An 18,061-nucleotide genomic window follows, 5' to 3' on the forward strand; every position below is an offset into this window, starting at 1 on the left:
TATGATCTGGGATATATCGACCTGGAGCAGAGAACCCTACAGACAATCGACAACCCGTTCGGCACGAGGTTGTAACCCATGTCTCCGGTACAAACTGTTACCTATGTCTCCGGATCGGACACTTAGGGAAATGGCGCACCGGGGAGGATTCGAACCCCCGACCCCCAGATTCGTAGTCTGGTGCTCTATCCAGCTGAGCTACCGGTGCATTCAGGCGAAGATCTGGTCATCGGGCCGACGCCCTTCGGGATGACTGTCTTGCGGCGCCGGGGTGGTGTGTGCCCCGGACAGGGCGCTTACCTACTGCGGCTTACGGGGGAATGCAAGGGACTTTTTGAACTTTTTTTCAAAGAACTGTCACACTCTCCCGAAACCCGCCAAATTCCTCGAGACTTAGCGGTGAACAACCCAGGCGGCGTTCCCCGTTTCTATAGGTTTTCGAGGAAAGTATGAGCCGACTTTATCGGCCTCTCGGGCCTGCCTCAAACGCAAAAGTCGGCAAAGTTTGTTTCAAACAATCCTCGAAATGCTTTGGGTCAAACGGACCTGTCCGGCACTTCCAGGCAGAAGCAGGTGCCCGGTTTGCTGTCGTCCAGCCGGATGGCGCCGCCATGGGCCTTCAGCAACTCGGCGACGATCGCCAGGCCAAGACCGATGCCGCCGTGTTTGGAACCGCTGTGAAAGGCCTTGAACAGCGCCTTCTTGATATTCTCCGGAATGCCCGGGCCGGTGTCCGTGACCTGCACATGGACACATGTGCCGTCGCGCGAGGCCTCCAGCGTGATCCGGCGCACCAGGGTCTCGTCCTTTTCCGTCTCCAGCGCCTGCAGAGCGTTGCGCACCAGATTGAGCAGAACCCGGAAGATCTGCTCCGGATCGGCGTCGATTTCCAGATCCTCGGGCACCTTGTTGTCGAACCGGACCGTGTCGTGGTCCGCCAGCCCGAGCACATCGGCGACATCGTCACCGACCCGGCGCAGGGCCAGAAGGCGGCGCTGCGGCGCGCGCTCCTGGGCCTTGCCATAGGACATCACCGCCTGGGTATATCCGACGGCCCGGTCGAGCGTTGCCAGGATCTTCGGCGCCAGGCGGCTGACCGTCGGGTCCGGCACATGTTCCAGCCGCTCCAGGAAGAGCTGGGCGGAGGCGAGCAGATTGCGCAGGTCGTGATTGATCTTGGAAACCGCGAGCCCGAGATCGGCCAGGCGCTGTTTCTGCTGCAGGGCGCGCGACAAAGCCTCCTCCATGGTGGCCAGGCGGATCTCCGCGTCGCCCAGTTCATCCCGGCGGCCGGAGACCAGCATGATGCGTGAGGAATCCTCGGGACTTTCGGCAAAGCGCTCCATGGAACGGGTCAGCTTGCGCAGGGGCCGGATGAACAGGGCGCGCAGGGTGATATAGACCAGGCTGGCCGTGATCACGGAGATCACCAGGGACAGCGCCAGGATGCGCCCGGAAAAGGCCAGCATGTCCTTCTGCAGGAGCGCGATCGGCAGCACCACGTCGACCCGTTCGGTGTGGCCCATCTGGCCGGCACCGATGACGCGCATCACCCCCTCGCCGCGATAGGTCAGGATCCCGAAGCTGCTGGCAATGGATGACCACGGCGTGACGCTGGCCATGTCGATGACCATGTCGACCTCGTCCGGCACGTCACTCATGGCAATGAGGCTGCGCTGGGTGCCCTGATCGAGCGCGATCGCTAGCGCACCGGTGGTCCGAAGCAACTCTTCCTGAAGCCGGGGCGCAATGGTGTTGGTTTCGGCCAGGACGGACGCCGCCACGCCGGCGGTGGTCAGCCGGTCCATCAGCCAGGTGTTGCGGAAATTGGCGATCGACGGCACGTAGATGAAGACTTCGGCCAGCATGACAAAGAGGACGGTCATCAGAAGCAGCTTGCCGGACAATCCGCCAAACCTGTATTGGCCAAAGCTGTCGCCAGGTTCTGCCGAGGCGTTTGCGGCCTCCTGCGGGACTGCCGGACCTTGCGGCGCGCCCTCGTGTTTCATGTCTTCACTTCCCAAAATCCCGGGCCGGGCGCGTCCAGCCAGACCTTTCCGGCAATCGATTATCCAAACTTGCGCAAGATTGCGATCACACGGCGCACCCAAACATTTTTAGGCGCTTCCGCATAGTAAGAAATTGCCGCACGCCGCACCAGTTCTCCCAGCGTCGGATAGGGAGCGATAAATCCGGCAAGGTCTTTCATGGTCATGTTTTTGGAAAGTGCCAGCGAAAGAAGATTGAGGATTTCGCCGGCCTGATCCCCGGCAATGTCGGCCCCGAGCAGCCTGCCGCGCGGGCCGGCAATCAGCTTGAGGCGGCCAAGGGTCTTGCCCTCCGCCTGAGCCCGGTCGTTGCCGGCATAATCCGCCGTCAGCACCTTGATCCCGTCGCCGTGACGGGCCCGCGCCTCTGTTTCGCTCAGACCGATATGACCGAGTTCGGGCGAGGTATAGGTCACCCAGGGCACGATCTCGTTGCTCATTGTGACCGGCATCCGGAACAGAATGGAGCGGATCACCAGCCCCGCCTGATAGCCTGCGACATGGGTGAATTGCAGACCGCCGGCGACATCGCCTATGGCATAGATCTTCCGATTCGAGGTCCGAAGGCCCTTGTCGACGTCAATGCCCTTGCGGGTAAAGGCAATTCCGGCCGCCTCCAGTCCGAGACCGTCGACATTGGGCGCGCGGCCGGTCGCGACCAGCAGCTGGCTGGCTTCGGTCCTGATCTCGGCACCTTCCTTTGTCCTTGCCGTGACGATGACGCCGGCTTCGGAACGCGCTATTGCCTCGACGCCGGTCTCTTCCAGGATCTCGACACCTTCTGCCCTGAGCCGGTCGAGAACGACGGCGGCGAGATCCGGATCGTCCTTGCCAAGCGCCTTCTGGGCTTCGAACACGGTCACTTTCGATCCCAGGCGGCGATGGGCCTGGGCCATTTCCAGGCCGATCGGTCCGCCGCCGATGATCGCCAGATGCTCGGGCAAATCGCGCAGGTCGAACAGGGATTCGTTGGTGAGATACGGCACCTGGTCCAGTCCGGGGATCGGCGGCACCAGAGCGGAAGACCCGGTCGCGATGACAAACCGCCGCGCCTTGATTTCAATATCGCCCGCAACCAGCGTGTCCGGTCCGGCAAAAGCCGCCGCCGTGCGCAGCACCGTGACCCCCAGGCCTTCGAACCGCTCCTGCGAATCGTGCGGTTCGATGGCGGCGATCACCCGGCGGACATGGTCGTTGGTGTTTGCAAAGTCGACCGAGGGCTGTGAAACCTTCACGCCGAAATCGGCGGCATGGCGTGTGGCGGCCGCAGATTTCGCGGCGGCCAGCAGCGCCTTCGAGGGCACGCAGCCATAGTTAAGGCAATCGCCGCCCATCATACCCTTTTCGATCAGCACCACGTCAACGCCAAAGGCGGCCGCGGCGGCGGCGACGGACAGGCCGGCGGAACCGGCACCGATCACACAAATATCCGGGGTCAGCAGTTTGGCCATGAAGGGCTCCGAGCGGGATGTGAAAGGTTTAGCGGGTCCGCAGCTTTTTCAGCACGACGGGAATCAGACTCGCAATGCCGAGCGCAAAAAACGCGACCAGCAATTGCGGGGTCACCAGCGCGCCGACATCGACCTGGCAGCTGCCGGCGGCGGCGCAGCCGGGACTGGCCGCTTCCTGGGCGGCGATCACGCTGTCCAGCCCGGAGCCGATGAAGGTGAAGGCGAAGGTGCCCGGGATGATGCCGACGAAGGTTGCGAGCGTGTAGGACGGCAGCGGCATCTTGAAGATCGCCGGGGCGATGTTGACCAGCCAGAATGGGAACACCGGGGTCAGGCGCAGGAACAGGAGATAATGGAAGGCGTCCTTGCGAAAGCCTTCCGCAAGCCGCGACAGAAACGGACCGGCGCGCTCGGTCAGGATTTCGCCGACAGACGACCGGGCCACCAGAAACACCGCGCAAGCCCCGAGCGTTGCACCGAACACCGTGGCGACACCGCCCAGTACCCAGCCGAACAGAAAGCCACCGGCAATCGTGAGCAGGGAGGCGCCGGGAAAGGACAGGGCCACGGAGGTCGTATAGATCAGGAGATAGACAACGACCGCCAGCACCAGGTTCTGGTCGACAAAGGCCAGCAGATCCTGACGCTGCATGATCAGGTTCGACAGGGTCAGCTGCTTGTGCAGCCCAAGGGAAAAGGCCAGAATCATCAGCGCCGCGAGAATGACGAGCGGCAGCCATTTCCGCAATGCGCCATATCCGGCGCGCCGCGTGTCGTCGGCAGCCGCGTCACTGTCTTCCGGCGGCGTCATTGTCTTGGCCTTTTCACCCAGCATACGGCGTTTCCATCGGCTATTAGGCCATGTGGACGAATTGCTTTCGGGCGTGGCGCGTGTCGCATTTGGGTCGTGAGCAGGAGGGAAGCGAAGTCCGTATCGATAATACGGGCAAGCTTTCCGACGCCCTCATGGCCCAAATGTGCCGCGTCCTTCCAGGATTTAAGAAGAGAGTGTCCATTTCGGCGTCGCAAAAACTTGAAAGGGAATGACCCTTTCTGCGTTTTCGCTCCTGGAACTGGACACTCTCTTCTCAAACCACGCTCCAAATCAATTCGTCCACACGGCCTAGATCGGACAGGTCAAAGCCTGCATTCTGTTCTAATAGCCAGATGTACCTTAAACCCTGTAAAAAGAACCGTGCTTCACTGATAAGTGACGCCCGGCCTTTTCCGGTTCACCTGTGCGTGATCGAAAGGAAATCGCAGAATCTTGAGCTCGCAAAGTTGACTTGGGGCGGCATGGCGCTTATAAGCGCGCCGATCGGGACTTGCATTCGGACCCAAGGCTTGTGGAGCCGCGCTCTTGGAGCGCTTCGAGTGCTTCCTCCAAAGAATTTATAAGTAACAAGGGCCGCGCTCTAAGCCGCGCGGGGAAGAACAATGAAGCGTACGTATCAACCGAGCCGTCTTGTCCGCAAGCGTCGCCACGGCTTCCGCGCACGTATGGCCACCAAAAATGGCCGTCAGGTGCTTGCTCGCCGTCGTGCGAAGGGTCGCAAGAGCCTCAGCGCCTGATTGGCGACCAGCCCGCAGTGCGCCGGGTTGGCGGCGTCTGCCAACCACAGTTCGCTCTGATGGACACACTTAAAAAGCGTTCCGAATTCCTGGCGGTCGCCAAAGGCGGCCGACTGGGCCGGCGCGCTTTTGTCGTTCAAGGGCTGATGCGAGACAGCGACGACGCGCCGCGGGTTGGCTATACCGTCACCAAAAAGACCGGCAATTCGGTCATGCGCAGCCGTATCAAACGGCGGCTTCGCGCCGCCGTGTCCGAACTTGCGCCCGCAGACATTCCGCAAAAGGCGGATTTTGTCCTGGTCGCGCGCGACAGCGCACTCACTCTGCCCTTTCAAAAACTTGTTGCAGACCTTAAGTCTGGCCTACACCAGGTGCTGGACCCAAGCACGCCGCGCGGGCGGGGAAAACCGCGCCGGCCGGCCCGGCAGGCTGAAACGACACCGCGCAGGAAACAGGGGTAACTCCAGTTGATTTCTGAAAACCGCAATACGATTCTTGCAATCGTTCTGTCCCTGATTGTTCTGCTTGGCTGGCAGTATTTTGTTGCCGGCCCCCAGCTGGAACGCCAGCAGGCCGAACTTCTCGCCGAGCAGGAAGCCGCCCAAAAGGCCGCCGGAAAAAGCGCCAACCCGAACGCGCCGCTACCATCGACAGCCCAGGGCGATAATGCCGCGGCGCCGGCCGCCGGCCAGCAGGCCGCGTTTGCAAACCGCCAACAGGCGCTCGCAGCGTCCAAACGTGTCACCATCGACACGCCCAGCCTCGAGGGCTCGGTCAATCTGACCGGTGGCCGTCTTGATGATCTGCGCCTGAAGGACTACCACGAGACCGTCGACAAGAGCAGCCCGACCATCGTGCTGTTCTCGCCCTCCGGAAGCCCGAATCCCTACTACACCGATTACGGCTGGGTGGCCGATCCGGGTGCCAATATTGCCCTGCCCGCACCGGACACCGTCTGGTCGTTCGAAGGTGACGCAAATCTGACGCCGGAAACCCCGCTGACCCTGACCTGGGACAACGGCGCGGGCCTGACGTTCAAGCGCGCCTTCTCGGTCGACGAAAACTACATGTTCACGGTCGTGCAGTCGGTGGAAAACACCGGCGCTGAAGCGGTCACCCTGTATCCTTACGGTCTGATTGCTCGCAACGGCACTCCGGAGACCAGCAGCATCTACATTCTTCATGAAGGCCTGCTTGGCGTCTTCGGGGAAGAGGGCCTGAAGGAAGTCGACTATTCCGATCTGGAAGAAGAAGGCGCGATCCGGCCGGCCAAGGTCGACCAGGGCTGGCTCGGCATCACCGACAAGTACTGGGCGGCGACCCTGATCCCGGAACCGGGCCAGGAATTCCAGCCGAGCTTCAGCTATTCCGCCAAGTCCGGCAATTACCAAGCCGACTATCTCGGCAACGCGGTCAACGTGGCCGCCGGCGCCACAGGAGAGACAAGCTCGTATCTGTTTGCCGGCGCCAAGGAAACCAAGCTTCTGGACGGCTATGAGGAATCGCTCGGCATCAAGCGTTTCGAACTGCTGATCGACTGGGGCTGGTTCTACTTCCTGACCAAGCCGATGTTCTTTGCCATCGACTATTTCTTCCATCTGATTGGCAACTTCGGCGTCGCCATCCTGGTGGTGACCGTGATCGTCAAGCTGATCTTTTTCCCGCTTGCGAACAAGTCCTATGTCTCCATGAGCAAAATGAAGCTCGTGCAGCCGCAGATGACGGAAATCCGCGAGAAATACGGCGACGACAAGCAGAAACAGCAACAGGCTCTGATGGAGCTTTACAAGAAAGAGAAGATCAACCCGCTGGCCGGCTGTCTGCCGATCCTGGTCCAGATCCCGGTGTTCTTCGCGCTCTACAAGGTGCTGTTCGTCACCATCGAAATGCGCCACGCGCCGTTCTTCGGCTGGATCCAGGATCTCTCGGCTCCGGATCCGACAACACTGTTCAATCTGTTTGGCCTGATCCCCTGGGATCCGCCGCAGCTCTTGATGCTCGGTGTCTGGCCGCTGATCATGGGCATCACCATGTTCATTCAAATGAAGATGAACCCGGCCCCGCCCGATCCGACGCAGCAGATGATCTTCACCTGGATGCCGGTGGTATTCACCTTCATGCTGGCCTCTTTCCCGGCCGGTCTGGTGATCTACTGGGCGTGGAACAACACGCTCTCGGTGACCCAGCAGTACGTCATCATGCGCCGCCAGGGCGCCAAGGTGGAACTCTGGGACAACCTGGGAGCGCTGTTCAAGCGCAAGAAACCAGCGCCTGAAGACAAGAGCTAGCGCCGGCCGACAGACTGAAACGACGAAGGCCCCGCCAACTGCGGGGCCTTTTGTTTGTCAGATGAATTGCGTGGGATGCCCCACATTGGGCCGCCCGGCCAGCAGGTGCTCGTCTGCGCGAAAACACAGGGCATGGGAATCGCCGAGGAGGAATACCGACAATTCCTCCATGATCCGCGCGCGCGCTCCCGGCTCGTGAAAGCGCATGTTTCGCAGGCCCCGGACATAGGTGGCAAAAGTCGGATCCGGCGCCTCGTTGGCAGGCGGTCTGAAGCCAACGCCCAGGGGTGTCAATCTGACCTGGTAGCCGAACCGCGCCAGGCCGATCAATTCACGGGTCAAAACGCGCGGAATGTTCCACCTGGCGTCCCAGAACATGTTCTTGTTGAACTTGAAGAACCTGTTCCAGACCATCGGCCAGTATGCCTCATCCTGTGTCGGGTTCGGAGTCCGTTTGCGCAACTGGTCCTGAATGGACAACTGGCATTCCCTCAAGATGCCGAGTTCATAGGGTTCGAAAGCGAGCATGAATTCATGCCGGGCGGTTGCGGCACCGATAATCAGCGCGTCGTTGAGGATCGGTGTCCAGCGCTGTTCACTGAGAATGCTGCCGAAACCTTGCGCGGGGATGACCCGATCGTCCGGATTTGCGGCGGCCTGCGCCCGCGGCTGCCCGGCTTGTTCTGCGCGGAACCGGTCGGCGCGGCGAACCCCTTCCACGGTCTCGGGGTCCTGTATGCCGTTGGCCGCGGTCACGCCGAATTGCCGAATATACTCACGGGACTTGCGTATGCCCGTTCCCCCGAGCAGAACATATCTCAGCTCGTTCCGGGCCGTTGCCTCGTAAAGGAGATAAGCCGCGCGGATATAATGGTACATGTGGTAATCGTGATCCCAGGAACAGCCCTTCCATTGTCCGACCCAGGCATTGTCCTGGCGATAGATCGTCACCAGTGCGTCTATTTCCCTCTTGAATTCACGCCATTGAAGCATCGCCGTCTCTCCACCTTGCTGTCGACAGAAGTCCTGTCCGGTGGACATAACGTAGGGACACGCACGCTTTCAGACCTGTGACGGCGGGCACAGCGAAAGTCCGAGCCGGTTCTTTTGGTGCGACTTGACGCGGCCTAACCGACCATGCTTCATTCGCGCTCCGTTGGCACCTTGGTGAGTGCCACCAATCTGAAGGAGTTGCCGGACCCATGATCCACTGAAGCAAGACCTGATCCGCAAGGCGAAGCCGCTCACCGGCAGGTCAACCGCTGACAAAAGCGTTTTCCTTTTCCCTTGTTTCTTGCTTTACCGGAGGTCCCATGCACGGCCCCTCACCCGACGCCATTCATCCGTTCAACGGCGAACCGCACACGGTTTTCCTGAAAAACGTCGTCACCCGCCCGACCATCGAGATTGGCGACTACACCTATTACAACGATGAAAACCACGCCGCGGATTTCGAGAACCGGAATGTGCGCTACCACTTCGACTTTGTCGGCGACCGCTTGTGCATCGGCAGGTTCTGCGCGCTGGCCGAAGGCACGACCTTCATCATGAGCGGAGCCAACCACGCCATGACCGGGTTCTCCACCTACCCGTTCAACATCTTTCAAGAAGGCTGGGAACAGGGCTTCGACCCGGCAACGATCTTCGACCACCTGAAGGGCGACACGCTTGTGGAGCACGATGTCTGGTTCGGCACCAATGCCACGGTCATGCCCGGCGTCACCATCTGCTCCGGCGCCATCATCGGCGCTCATGCCGTTGTGGCCTCCGACGTGCCGCCCTATGCGGTTGTGGTCGGAAATCCCGGCAGGGTCGTGAAACTGCGCTTCGACGAAGCCACTATCGAGCAGCTGCTTGAAATCGCCTGGTGGGACTGGCCGATTGAAAAGATCAGCCGCCATCTGAATGCCATACGCGGCGCGGATCTTGAGGCACTGGAAGCGGCGGCCGCGGAAGACATCCCGCTCGACGTCGCGGGCAAGGCGAGGTAGAAGGCGCTCATGAGCGAAGAAGACACATACACACCGCAAGATCTCGAAGCCGGACGGCTGTTGTTCGCCCGGCAGTGGGATTTTCTGACCAGCGTCACCGACATGGCCAACCTGCCGGATGCCGCCGACACCGAGATCGCCTTTGCGGGCCGGTCCAATGTCGGCAAGTCCAGCCTGATCAACGCACTGACCGGACGCAAGGGCCTGGCGCGAACCTCGTCCACACCCGGGCGCACGCAGATGCTGAACTTCTTCGTCGCCCCGGAGACGCCGCTGACCATCGTCGACATGCCCGGCTACGGCTATGCCCAGGCGCCGAAGGAACTGGTCGAAGCGTGGACCAAGCTGGTGTTTTCCTACCTGCGCGGCCGGCCCAACCTGCGCCGGGTGATCCTGCTGATCGACAGCCGCCACGGCATCAAGAAGAACGATCTTGATGCCATGGAGCTGCTCGACAAGGCGGCCGTCGTCTACCAGGTCGTGCTGACCAAGGCCGACAAGATCAAGCCGCCGGCGCTCACCCGCCTGATTGCAGACACGCAGGCCCTTCTGGCCAAGCGGGTCGCGGCACACCCGATCGTCCTGGCAACGTCGTCGGAGAAGAACCGCGGCGTGGACGAGCTCAGGGCGGAGCTCTGCCTTCTGGCCAACCAGTGACCGGACCGGTCTGCCGATTGTGAAGGTCCGGCAAACCGGCTATAGCAAGTGTCCTTCGCCCGTCCCAATGCAGTCAGCTTGAGTTTTTATCTGTCCATGACCACGCACGAAACGTCCAGCCGCGCCGAAATCATCGCTCACGCCCTGCCCTACATGCAGCGCTATGACAACAAGACGGTTGTCGTCAAATATGGCGGTCACGCCATGGGCGATCCGGAGCTGGGCCAGGCTTTTGCCCGCGACATCACGCTGCTGCGCCAGTCCGGCGTCAATCCGGTGGTGGTGCATGGCGGCGGCCCGCAGATCGGCAAGATGCTGGAACGGCTCAACATCGTCAGCGAGTTCAAGGGTGGGCTTCGTGTCACCGACAAGGCGACCGTCGAAGTGGTCGAGATGGTCCTCGCCGGCTCGATCAACAAGGAAATCGTGCAGCTGATCAATGCCGAGGGCGGCCGCGCCGTGGGCCTGTGCGGCAAGGACGGCAACCTCGTGACCGCGCGTAAGCTGAAGCGCACCGTCGTCGACCCGGACAGTAACATTGAGAGCGTCGTTGACCTGGGCTTTGTCGGTGAACCCGCCAGCGTCAATCCGACCGTGCTCAGCCTGGTGCTGAAGGAAGACATTATCCCGGTGATCGCCCCGGTCGCACCCGGCGAAGACGGCGAGACCTACAACATCAACGCGGACACGGCGGCCGGCGCAATTGCCGGCGCGCTCAACGCCACCCGGCTCCTGTTCCTGACCGACGTTCCGGGCGTGCTCGACAAGGACGGCAAGCTGTTCAAGCAGCTCACCGTCGCCAAGGCGCGTGAGCTGATCGCTGACGGCACCATTTCCGGCGGCATGATCCCCAAGGTGGAAACCTGCATCGAGGCGCTCGACCGCGGCGTCGAGGGGGTCGTCATTCTCAACGGCAAGGTCTCCCATGCCGTGCTGCTTGAGCTGTTCACCGATGGTGGCGCAGGGACGTTGATACGCCCGTGACCGGAAAACAGTCATTGCCCAACGAGGGGCCTCAAGCGCATCGCAACGATTTGCGCCTGTTCAAGGGCGTCGAGGCCTGGGTATTCGATCTCGACAACACCCTTTACCCGCACGAAGCCGATCTGTTCACGCAGATCAACGCCCAGATCGCACGCTATGTGCAGAAGCTGCTGGATCTTGGCCACGACGAGGCCATGGCGCATCAAAAGGAGCTGTATCACGAATACGGCACCACCCTGCGCGGCCTGATGACGACGCACAACATCGATCCGGACGATTATCTGCAATTCGTCCACGACATCGACTATTCGGTGCTCGATCCCAATCCGGAGCTTGGCGCGGCGATCGCGGCGCTGCCGGGCAAGAAATTCATCTTCACCAACGGCGACCGCCCGCACGCGGAACGCACCGCCGCCGCGCTCGGCATCTCGGATCATTTCGAGGATATTTTCGACATCGTCTCTGCGGATCTCGTGCCCAAGCCGAACCGGGAAACCTATGACAAGTTTCTCGGCCAGACCGGCATCAGCCCGGCCCGCGCCGCAATGTTCGAGGACCTGGCCAAGAACCTTCACGTGCCCCATGCCCTCGGCATGTGCACCACCTTGATCATTCCGGCCGGCTCCCGGCATGTCTTCGAAGACAGCTGGGATCTGGAGGGCGAGCCCTATCCGCATGTGGATTTCGTCACGGAGGATCTCACGGGTTTTTTGAAGGCCGTGCTTGGGGCGATCGGGTAACCGGATTGTGAACTTGGCCGATTCTTCGAGACGGACCTTCGGTCCTCCTCAGGATGACGCTGTTGATACTGACGAAGGCCCAAAGCCAGCCAACCCTTCTGCGTCATCCTGAGGAAGCGCGAAGCGCTGTCTCGAAGGAGAGGCCACAAACTCCCTGAACAAAAGCAACTTATCAGCGGCACAGGCCCATCAATCAAGACCGGTTGGCCCCGCGCACAAACTTCGCTAGTTTGAGAAAAACTCAACAACCGGACCACTGAACCATGGCGTCCTTGCGCGCGCTTCACGCCTTTTCCCTACTTGCCCGCCATGGCCGGGCCGCGCTTGCGGCCGAGAAACTCGGCGTCTCGCCGTCAGCGCTGTCGCACCTGATGCGCAAGCTGGAAAACGAGCTCGGCGCGACCCTGGTCAACCGGGACGGCCGTGGCCTGACCCTGACCGAGGAAGGCCAGCGGCTGGCGCTAAGCCTCGGCGATGCCTTCGACCGGATCGAGGAAGCCGTCGACAGTTTCAAGCGGCGCGGACGGACGGAACTCAGGATTAGCACCGTCTCGACCTTCGCCACCCGCTGGCTGATCCCGCGTCTGCCGGACTTTCAGGCAAGCCAGCCGGATGTCGAACTGCTCCTGTCCGCCTCCACCCGCATGGTCGATCTCGACCGGGAGAATTACGACTGCGCCATCCGCCTTGGCACCGGCAACTGGCCAAGCGTGGAAAGCCAGCTTCTCTGGAAAGAGCATCTCGCGGTGGCGATGGCCCCCGCGCTGCTCAAGGACAAGGACCCGAACGCACCGGGTACCCTCGCCGGCCTGCGTCTGTTGCACAGCGCGTCCCGGCGCGGCGACTGGATCCGCTGGCTCGAGGAAGCCGGGATGGAGCACCCGGACACCAAGTCCGGCACGGTGCTGCAAAGCCGGGACCTTGCGATCCAGGCGGCCATTGCCGGCATGGGCGCGATCGTGATCGACCGCCGCTTCGTTTCCCAGGAACTGGAAGCCGGTCATCTGATCATGCCGGACTGGAAGGTCGTCGAACTGGACACCGGCTACTGGTTCGTGCGCTCGCCGGTGCGCACGCTGACACGGCCTGTCGCGGCCTTTCGAGACTGGCTGCAGACGGCCGCCTGAAGCAAAGCACCCCCTTGCCTTGCAACTTCACTTGGCGCCATACTTGCAATATGGCTGAAATAGCCGGCCGCCGCCGGCACTTGTCCGCCAGCTGCATTCTTCAGGGGGAGTCATATGCGTAAGGGGCTTATCTGCGCCGTTTTTCTGGCGTTTTCTTTTGTTTATCTGGGTGCTGCCACCGGATCCGCCGAAGCCGGATCCCTGCTCTTCCGGTTCGAGAGCAAACATCCCAACGTCGTCAATGTCGAGCTTTATTCGGACACACGCCGTGGCCATGTCTGGCCTGGCAACAACAAGGTCTATGTGCTCGACGACTATTCGGTCAAAACCATCAATATTTCCTGCCGCAACGGTGAGAGGATCTGCTACGGCGCCTGGGTGAAAAACCGCAGCAATTCCTATTGGGGCGTCGGCTACAAGAACCGAAACCGCTGTTCCAGCTGCTGCTGGACCTGCAATGGCGGCCAGACCAAGGTGATCGTGCTCAACCCTTGAGCCGGTTATGACCTGGCACCCCTAGCCAGTCTCCGGGTGCCCCGCAAACTGCTTCGCGCTGTCGCAGATTTCGTACCAGGACGGCTTTTCGGCGACGAATTCGTGAAACTTGTTGCGCGTGCCAATGTCTGTGTCGAGCGCATTGGCCGCAATCGGGAAACTATCTTCTTCCGACAGGATCTCGCCGAGCGACGAGCCGCAGGTCTTGCAAAAACAACGCCCGTATTTGTAAGGAGCCTGCGGCTGATAAAGCGCGACCTGGTCCTTGCCCTTGATCCAGGTGAGATGTTCCTTGCGCACGAACACGAAGGTGCCGGTGCCCAGTTTTCGGCATCTCGAACAATGGCAGGTGCCCATCATCGAGGGTTCGGCCGTGAGTTCGAATTGCACGCTTCCACAACAGCAACTGCCCTTGATCATGTCTGCTCTTTCCTGGTTCGATCGACTTTCAGAAAAGAACATAACATGAACAAAAATTGCCATGCAAGTCGGCAGACTGTGATTGTGCCGTCTTGTCAGACTGCAATTTTCTCCAAGCCGGCGGCCGGCATTGCAAGCCGCCGGCGCTCGGGATCCGGGCTTGGCACCGCGTCCAGCAGCCGCTGCGTATAGGCATGCTTCGGCTGCCGCAGCACCTCTTCGCAGGGACCCGTCTCGACGATCCGCCCCTTGTACATGACAGCGATGCGATGGCTGATGCGCTCCACTACGGCAATGTCGTGGGAAATGAACAGGAAGGACAAGCCATCACGCAGCTGCAGGTCCAGCATCAGGTCGGTGATCTGTCGGGCGATGGACACATCGAGCGCCGAAACGGCTTCGTCCGCAATGATCAGTTTCGGCGAGACGGACAAGGCCCGGGCAATGCAGAGCCGCTGCCGCTGGCCGCCGGAAAACTGATGCGGAAACCGGTCGATTGCGTCTTCCTCCAGGCCGACCCGGGTGACAAGCGACGCCGCGAAGTCGCGCAAATCGCCAGCCTTGACTACCCCGTGAATGCGCGCCGGTTCCGTCACCAGGTCCCGAACCGGCAAACGCGGGTTGAGGCTGGCAAATGGATCCTGGAACACCATCTGGGCATGTTTCCGGCTCGACCGAAGATCCTTCGCGGGCAGGCCCGACAGTACGTTTCCGCCGATTTCCACCCGTCCGCATTCCGGCTCGATCAGCCGCAGGATCGAGCGCGCCAAGGTGGACTTGCCGCACCCGCTTTCGCCAACAAGCCCGAGCGTCTCGCCCTTCCGAACACGGATCGACACGTTGTCGACCGCAAGGACACCGGCCTCCCTGCTGGCAAACAAACGTTTGCGTGATTGAAACCGGGTCGAGAGCCCTTCCACCGACAGAACTGTTTCTGACCCGGCGGCGCCCACCCTGGACCCTTCACCCAATTTGGGTGTTGCCGCCATCAGCCGCCTGGAATAGGGGGCCTCAGGCCGTTGAAAGAGGTCGAACACATCTGCTTCCTCGACCTTCGTGCCGCTTTTGAGAACAGCCACCCGGTCCGCGATCTCGGCCACGACGCCCATGTCGTGGGTGATGAACAGAACAGCCATGCCGATCTCTGCTTGCAACGTCTTGATCAGTTTCAGGATCTCGGCCTGGGTGGTGACATCGAGCGCGGTGGTCGGTTCGTCGGCGATCAGCAGTTTCGGCCGGCAGGCCAGTGCCATGGCAATCATCACCCGCTGGCGGAGACCACCGGAGAGTTCATGGGGATACTGGCCGAGACGCCGCCCGGGTTCCGGAATGCGGACCTCATCGAGGGCCTGGCCGGCGGCCCGATGGGCGTCCTTGCGGGTCATGCCCCGGTGGCGGACAAACACCTCGGATACCTGATCTCCGATCGTCAGGACCGGATTGAGCGAGGTCATCGGTTCCTGAAACACCATCGACACCTGATTGCCGCGCAATCCGGCCAGGCGATCCTCCGGCAGGGCCGCCAGGTCGAGGAAATTTCCGTTCTGGGCCAGCCGGATGTTGCCGCCGGCGATGCGTCCGCCTTCCCGCTCGATCAGCCTCAGGATGGAAAGCGCGGTGGCGGATTTGCCGGATCCGGATTCCCCGACAAGCGCCAGCGTTTCGCGTTCACGGAGTTCCAAAGACAGACCCTTCACGGCCTCGAACTGTCCGAAGGCCACCTTGAGATCTGTCACCTTCAGGACGGTTTCGGTCATGTCAGTTGACCTTTCCGGCGCGCGGCGAACTCGGGATGGCGGGAGAATTCAGGCATGGGCGGTGTCCACCTCGAGAGCGCGGGTTTGAAGGAAAACGTCATCGGGTCACGGCCTTCAACGCCCCAAGTGACCGTCTCGCCAAGTTCCAGCAGGCCGAAGGCTCCGGCCGGTTCACCCTGCGTGGTGAAACTCTCGGTCAGGGATTGCTGGGTCAGGTGGGTGATACTGTCGACCGTGGTGACGGTGTTCCAGTGCACATGACCGGCGAGGCACACCACGGGATGATTTGCCTGAGCAAGGGCCGCCCGGGCGCGTTCGGCCATCGGATAGGTCGAGGCGGAGGAATTGTTCTGGAAATAGTAGTTTCCTGTCTGGGCATGGCCGGACACCGGCACATGGCTGACAACCAGCAAGGGCCGGTCGGCGTTCTGGACGACGCGCGACAGCCACAGGAGATCGGCTTCGCGCAACACGAAACCGCTGTGGCCGTCGGACCGCAGGATCTTGCTGTCGGCCCGCCAAAGGACAATACGCCAGCCACCGATGTCGAACGTGTCGTTTTGCAAGGATTGGCCGAGGATCTCCTCGTTGTCTGAGACTTCAAGATGATCGCGGTCGTGATTGCCATTGATGTGATGGATGGGCGCTTCCAACGGCTGAAACGCCTCGGCGACCTCGCGCTCCAGGACCAGGTCGGTCTCCCGGCTCTCGTCGGAAATCCTGTCGCCCAGGTCGAGAACAAAATCGGGCTGGGCGGTGTTGGAGAAGTCGGCAAACTCTTTCAGCAGCGACAGGGCGGTGTCGCCACGCTTGGTGGCAGACGGCTTGCCGTGGTGAATATCGGCAACAACAGCAATACGAACGGTCACGGCAGTTCCTTTATCGACAATCTGAAAAACAAGCGCCGCCGGATTTCCGGCGGCGCTCTTCCGGTTTAGTTGAAGGAAATCGACCCGGCGCGGAAGTCGAGCACATACGGGATGTGGCCCTTTTTCGGAGCCCAGTTGACGGAAGACTTCATGCCCCAACTTTCGAACGGGCGGTACAGCGGCAGAACCGGCGGGTCCTGCTTGATGCGCTCCATCAGCTCCGCATAAGCGGCATTGCGAAGCTCGACGTCGCCGTTGAAGCGGAAGCGCTCCCATATTTCGGCGTATTCTTCATCGGTGTTGAAACGGCCTTCACTTTCAGAGGGGCCATTCGGAGCCCACATCACGCCGAAGGCCCCGAACGGATCGGCGAAATACATCGGGTTCGACCAGCTGCGTGCCATCATTTCCGGATCGCCGCCGGTCCACTTGTCGGTAACGTTCAGCTTGCCGTTGATGCCGGCTTCCGCCCACATTTCCATGATCGCCTGGGCTGCCAGGACACCGTTGGTGTAATAGTGCGGGAAGGCGTCAAAGACGATTTCCTCGCCGTTATAGGAGCTTTCGGCCAGGAGCTTCTTGGCCTTGTCGAGATCATATTCGAAGGTAACCAGATCCGGCCGGTGCAGCTGGCCCATCTCTTCCATGGTGTGGGACGATGGCACAACCGCCTTGCCGAGCCACAGCGCCTCGTTCAGGAGATCGCGGTCAATCGACAGGGACATGGCCTGACGGATTTTGGGATCCTTCAGGTTCGGGTGGTTCACGTTCATGATCATGACGTGGAACAGCGCGGTCGCGGAACCTTCGGTCTTCAGGTTCGGATCGGAATTGATCAGATCCAGCTGATCCGGCGCAATGTTGGTGATGATGTCGGCTTCACCGGTTTTCAGGGCCGTGATGCGCGACGCGGTTTCCGGCATGCGCACGACGGTTGCCTTGTCGAGCGGAGCCTTGTCGCCCCAGAAACCGTCAAAACGCTCGTAGACGACCTTCTGGCCCGGCTGGAACTCGGCGACCTTGTAGGGGCCGGTGCCGACCGGCACAAGCGAGAAGGCCTCATAGTCGCTGTCTTCGGCAACCTTGGGATCGCCCGTCAGACCCTTGGTATAGTCTTCCGGGATGATCATGACCTGCTGCAGGTTTAAGAGCGTTTCCCAGAGAGGCTCCGCGCGCTTGACCCGGATTTGCACGGTGTGGTCGTCCACCTTGACGGCTTCGGCGAAGTTGCCGAGGCGGTCCCGGGCACGGACGACGTAAGGCGTGAAGGTCGGCTGGTACATGCGGTTCAGCGAGAAGACAACATCGTCGGCCGTCATGGCTTCGCCGTTGTGGAAGGTAACGCCCTCCCGCAGTTTCAGTTCCATCAGGGTCGGTTCGACCAGTTTCCATTCCGTGGCGAGCGCAGGAACCTATTCCTGTTCCAGCTTGTCGTGGTTCTTGCCGATCAGCGTGTCGAAGGCGTTGTAGTAGAACTGGGAGCCGACATTGGAATGATCCCGGCCCGGATCGAGATAGTCGGACACGTTGGCCGCACCGACCGTGATTTCGGCGGCAAAGGCGCCCGTGGCCAGCAGCGATGCAAGCGCGGTAGTCGCAAGTAGTTTCGTCATGGCTATTACCTCCAAGGCAGCAAGAGTTCTCATCAGGCCGTTCGGGCTT

The 18,061-nt window shown here is 61.0% G+C and carries 17 protein-coding genes, 1 tRNA gene and 1 pseudogene; 9 read left to right on the plus strand and 10 right to left on the minus strand.

What is annotated here, in order from left to right:
* Positions 1-131 precede the first annotated feature (131 nt).
* From M0H32_RS17710 to M0H32_RS17725, 4 genes are all read right to left on the minus strand, one after another.
* Positions 132-208 (minus strand) — tRNA-Arg (locus M0H32_RS17710).
* Positions 209-536: 328 nt separating this feature from the next.
* Positions 537-2,009 carry a sensor histidine kinase gene (locus M0H32_RS17715; RefSeq protein WP_248156365.1) on the minus strand — a complete coding sequence of 491 codons (1,473 nt, stop codon included), beginning with the start codon at positions 2,007-2,009 and terminating at the stop codon, positions 537-539.
* A 59-nt stretch (positions 2,010-2,068) separates the two neighbouring features.
* Positions 2,069-3,499, minus strand: coding sequence for a dihydrolipoyl dehydrogenase family protein (locus M0H32_RS17720; RefSeq protein WP_248156367.1), 1,431 nt, complete (start codon positions 3,497-3,499; stop codon positions 2,069-2,071).
* Positions 3,500-3,527: 28 nt separating this feature from the next.
* Positions 3,528-4,334, minus strand: coding sequence for a TVP38/TMEM64 family protein (locus tag M0H32_RS17725; protein ID WP_248156369.1), 807 nt, complete (start codon positions 4,332-4,334; stop codon positions 3,528-3,530).
* Between the two features lie 602 nt (positions 4,335-4,936).
* Here M0H32_RS17725 and rpmH point away from each other — a divergent pair.
* The 3 genes from rpmH to yidC are packed head-to-tail and all read left to right on the plus strand — an operon-like array spanning position 4,937 to position 7,359.
* A complete protein-coding gene (gene rpmH, locus M0H32_RS17730) occupies positions 4,937-5,071 on the plus strand; it encodes a 50S ribosomal protein L34 (protein ID WP_006934271.1) in 135 nt (44 codons plus the stop codon).
* 59 nt (positions 5,072-5,130) lie between these two features.
* A complete protein-coding gene (gene rnpA / locus M0H32_RS17735) occupies positions 5,131-5,532 on the plus strand; it encodes a ribonuclease P protein component (RefSeq protein ID WP_248156371.1) in 402 nt (133 codons plus the stop codon).
* A 6-nt stretch (positions 5,533-5,538) separates the two neighbouring features.
* Positions 5,539-7,359, plus strand: coding sequence for a membrane protein insertase YidC (yidC, locus tag M0H32_RS17740; RefSeq protein ID WP_248156373.1), 1,821 nt, complete (start codon positions 5,539-5,541; stop codon positions 7,357-7,359).
* Positions 7,360-7,416: 57 nt separating this feature from the next.
* On the opposite strand, the gene M0H32_RS17745 is transcribed toward yidC, so the two are convergent.
* Complete coding sequence (locus tag M0H32_RS17745) at positions 7,417-8,352, minus strand: hypothetical protein (protein ID WP_248156375.1); 936 nt, start codon at positions 8,350-8,352, stop codon at positions 7,417-7,419.
* Between the two features lie 320 nt (positions 8,353-8,672).
* On the opposite strand from M0H32_RS17745, the gene M0H32_RS17750 reads away from it, so the two are divergent.
* The 6 genes from M0H32_RS17750 (at position 8,673) to M0H32_RS17775 (ending at position 13,353) form a co-directional block, all read left to right on the plus strand.
* Complete coding sequence (locus M0H32_RS17750) at positions 8,673-9,350, plus strand: CatB-related O-acetyltransferase (protein ID WP_248156377.1); 678 nt, start codon at positions 8,673-8,675, stop codon at positions 9,348-9,350.
* A gap of 9 nt (positions 9,351-9,359) precedes the next feature.
* Positions 9,360-10,007, plus strand: coding sequence for a ribosome biogenesis GTP-binding protein YihA/YsxC (gene yihA, locus M0H32_RS17755; protein ID WP_248156380.1), 648 nt, complete (start codon positions 9,360-9,362; stop codon positions 10,005-10,007).
* A 96-nt stretch (positions 10,008-10,103) separates the two neighbouring features.
* Positions 10,104-10,991: an acetylglutamate kinase gene (argB, locus tag M0H32_RS17760; protein WP_248156594.1), complete on the plus strand. Its 888-nt coding sequence runs from the start codon at positions 10,104-10,106 to the stop codon at positions 10,989-10,991.
* On the plus strand, positions 10,988-11,731 hold the full coding sequence (locus M0H32_RS17765; protein WP_248156382.1) for a pyrimidine 5'-nucleotidase: 744 nt from the start codon (positions 10,988-10,990) through the stop codon (positions 11,729-11,731). The genes argB and M0H32_RS17765 overlap by 4 nt, the downstream gene beginning before the upstream one ends.
* A gap of 263 nt (positions 11,732-11,994) precedes the next feature.
* Positions 11,995-12,858, plus strand: coding sequence for a LysR substrate-binding domain-containing protein (locus M0H32_RS17770; RefSeq protein WP_248156384.1), 864 nt, complete (start codon positions 11,995-11,997; stop codon positions 12,856-12,858).
* A gap of 114 nt (positions 12,859-12,972) precedes the next feature.
* Positions 12,973-13,353, plus strand: a complete 381-nt coding sequence (locus M0H32_RS17775; protein WP_248156385.1) for a hypothetical protein — start codon at positions 12,973-12,975, stop codon at positions 13,351-13,353.
* A 21-nt stretch (positions 13,354-13,374) separates the two neighbouring features.
* On the opposite strand, the gene M0H32_RS17780 is transcribed toward M0H32_RS17775, so the two are convergent.
* The 5 genes and pseudogenes from M0H32_RS17780 to M0H32_RS17800 form a co-directional block, all read right to left on the minus strand.
* Positions 13,375-13,773, minus strand: coding sequence for a GFA family protein (locus tag M0H32_RS17780; protein ID WP_248156386.1), 399 nt, complete (start codon positions 13,771-13,773; stop codon positions 13,375-13,377).
* A gap of 95 nt (positions 13,774-13,868) precedes the next feature.
* Complete coding sequence (locus M0H32_RS17785) at positions 13,869-15,530, minus strand: ABC transporter ATP-binding protein (protein ID WP_248156387.1); 1,662 nt, start codon at positions 15,528-15,530, stop codon at positions 13,869-13,871.
* Positions 15,527-16,399 carry a metallophosphoesterase family protein gene (locus tag M0H32_RS17790; RefSeq protein WP_248156388.1) on the minus strand — a complete coding sequence of 291 codons (873 nt, stop codon included), beginning with the start codon at positions 16,397-16,399 and terminating at the stop codon, positions 15,527-15,529. Before M0H32_RS17790 ends, M0H32_RS17785 begins: the two co-directional genes overlap by 4 nt.
* A gap of 65 nt (positions 16,400-16,464) precedes the next feature.
* Positions 16,465-17,799 (minus strand): annotated as a pseudogene (locus M0H32_RS17795) (ABC transporter substrate-binding protein); the annotation flags it as partial.
* A gap of 12 nt (positions 17,800-17,811) precedes the next feature.
* Positions 17,812-18,012, minus strand: a complete 201-nt coding sequence (locus M0H32_RS17800; RefSeq protein WP_248156391.1) for a hypothetical protein — start codon at positions 18,010-18,012, stop codon at positions 17,812-17,814.
* Positions 18,013-18,061: the final 49 nt, after the last annotated feature.

This window comes from Roseibium sediminicola, assembly GCF_023156505.1.
GTDB classification, from domain to species: Bacteria; Pseudomonadota; Alphaproteobacteria; order Rhizobiales; family Stappiaceae; genus Roseibium; species Roseibium sediminicola.

Bases quoted from the DNA above. Each gene is read 5' to 3' on its own strand.
- M0H32_RS17750 (WP_248156377.1), top strand. From the start codon at position 8,673: ATGCACGGCCCCTCACCCGACGCCATTCATCCGTTCAACGGCGAACCG.
- M0H32_RS17725 (WP_248156369.1), bottom strand. From the start codon at position 4,334: ATGCTGGGTGAAAAGGCCAAGACAATGACGCCGCCGGAAGACAGTGAC.
- M0H32_RS17800 (WP_248156391.1), bottom strand. From the start codon at position 18,012: ATGACGAAACTACTTGCGACTACCGCGCTTGCATCGCTGCTGGCCACG.
- M0H32_RS17785 (WP_248156387.1), bottom strand. From the start codon at position 15,530: ATGACCGAAACCGTCCTGAAGGTGACAGATCTCAAGGTGGCCTTCGGA.
- M0H32_RS17775 (WP_248156385.1), top strand. From the start codon at position 12,973: ATGCGTAAGGGGCTTATCTGCGCCGTTTTTCTGGCGTTTTCTTTTGTT.
- yihA (WP_248156380.1), top strand. From the start codon at position 9,360: ATGAGCGAAGAAGACACATACACACCGCAAGATCTCGAAGCCGGACGG.
- rpmH (WP_006934271.1), top strand. From the start codon at position 4,937: ATGAAGCGTACGTATCAACCGAGCCGTCTTGTCCGCAAGCGTCGCCAC.
- M0H32_RS17770 (WP_248156384.1), top strand. From the start codon at position 11,995: ATGGCGTCCTTGCGCGCGCTTCACGCCTTTTCCCTACTTGCCCGCCAT.
- argB (WP_248156594.1), top strand. From the start codon at position 10,104: ATGACCACGCACGAAACGTCCAGCCGCGCCGAAATCATCGCTCACGCC.
- M0H32_RS17720 (WP_248156367.1), bottom strand. From the start codon at position 3,499: ATGGCCAAACTGCTGACCCCGGATATTTGTGTGATCGGTGCCGGTTCC.
- M0H32_RS17715 (WP_248156365.1), bottom strand. From the start codon at position 2,009: ATGAAACACGAGGGCGCGCCGCAAGGTCCGGCAGTCCCGCAGGAGGCC.
- rnpA (WP_248156371.1), top strand. From the start codon at position 5,131: ATGGACACACTTAAAAAGCGTTCCGAATTCCTGGCGGTCGCCAAAGGC.
- M0H32_RS17745 (WP_248156375.1), bottom strand. From the start codon at position 8,352: ATGCTTCAATGGCGTGAATTCAAGAGGGAAATAGACGCACTGGTGACG.
- M0H32_RS17780 (WP_248156386.1), bottom strand. From the start codon at position 13,773: ATGATCAAGGGCAGTTGCTGTTGTGGAAGCGTGCAATTCGAACTCACG.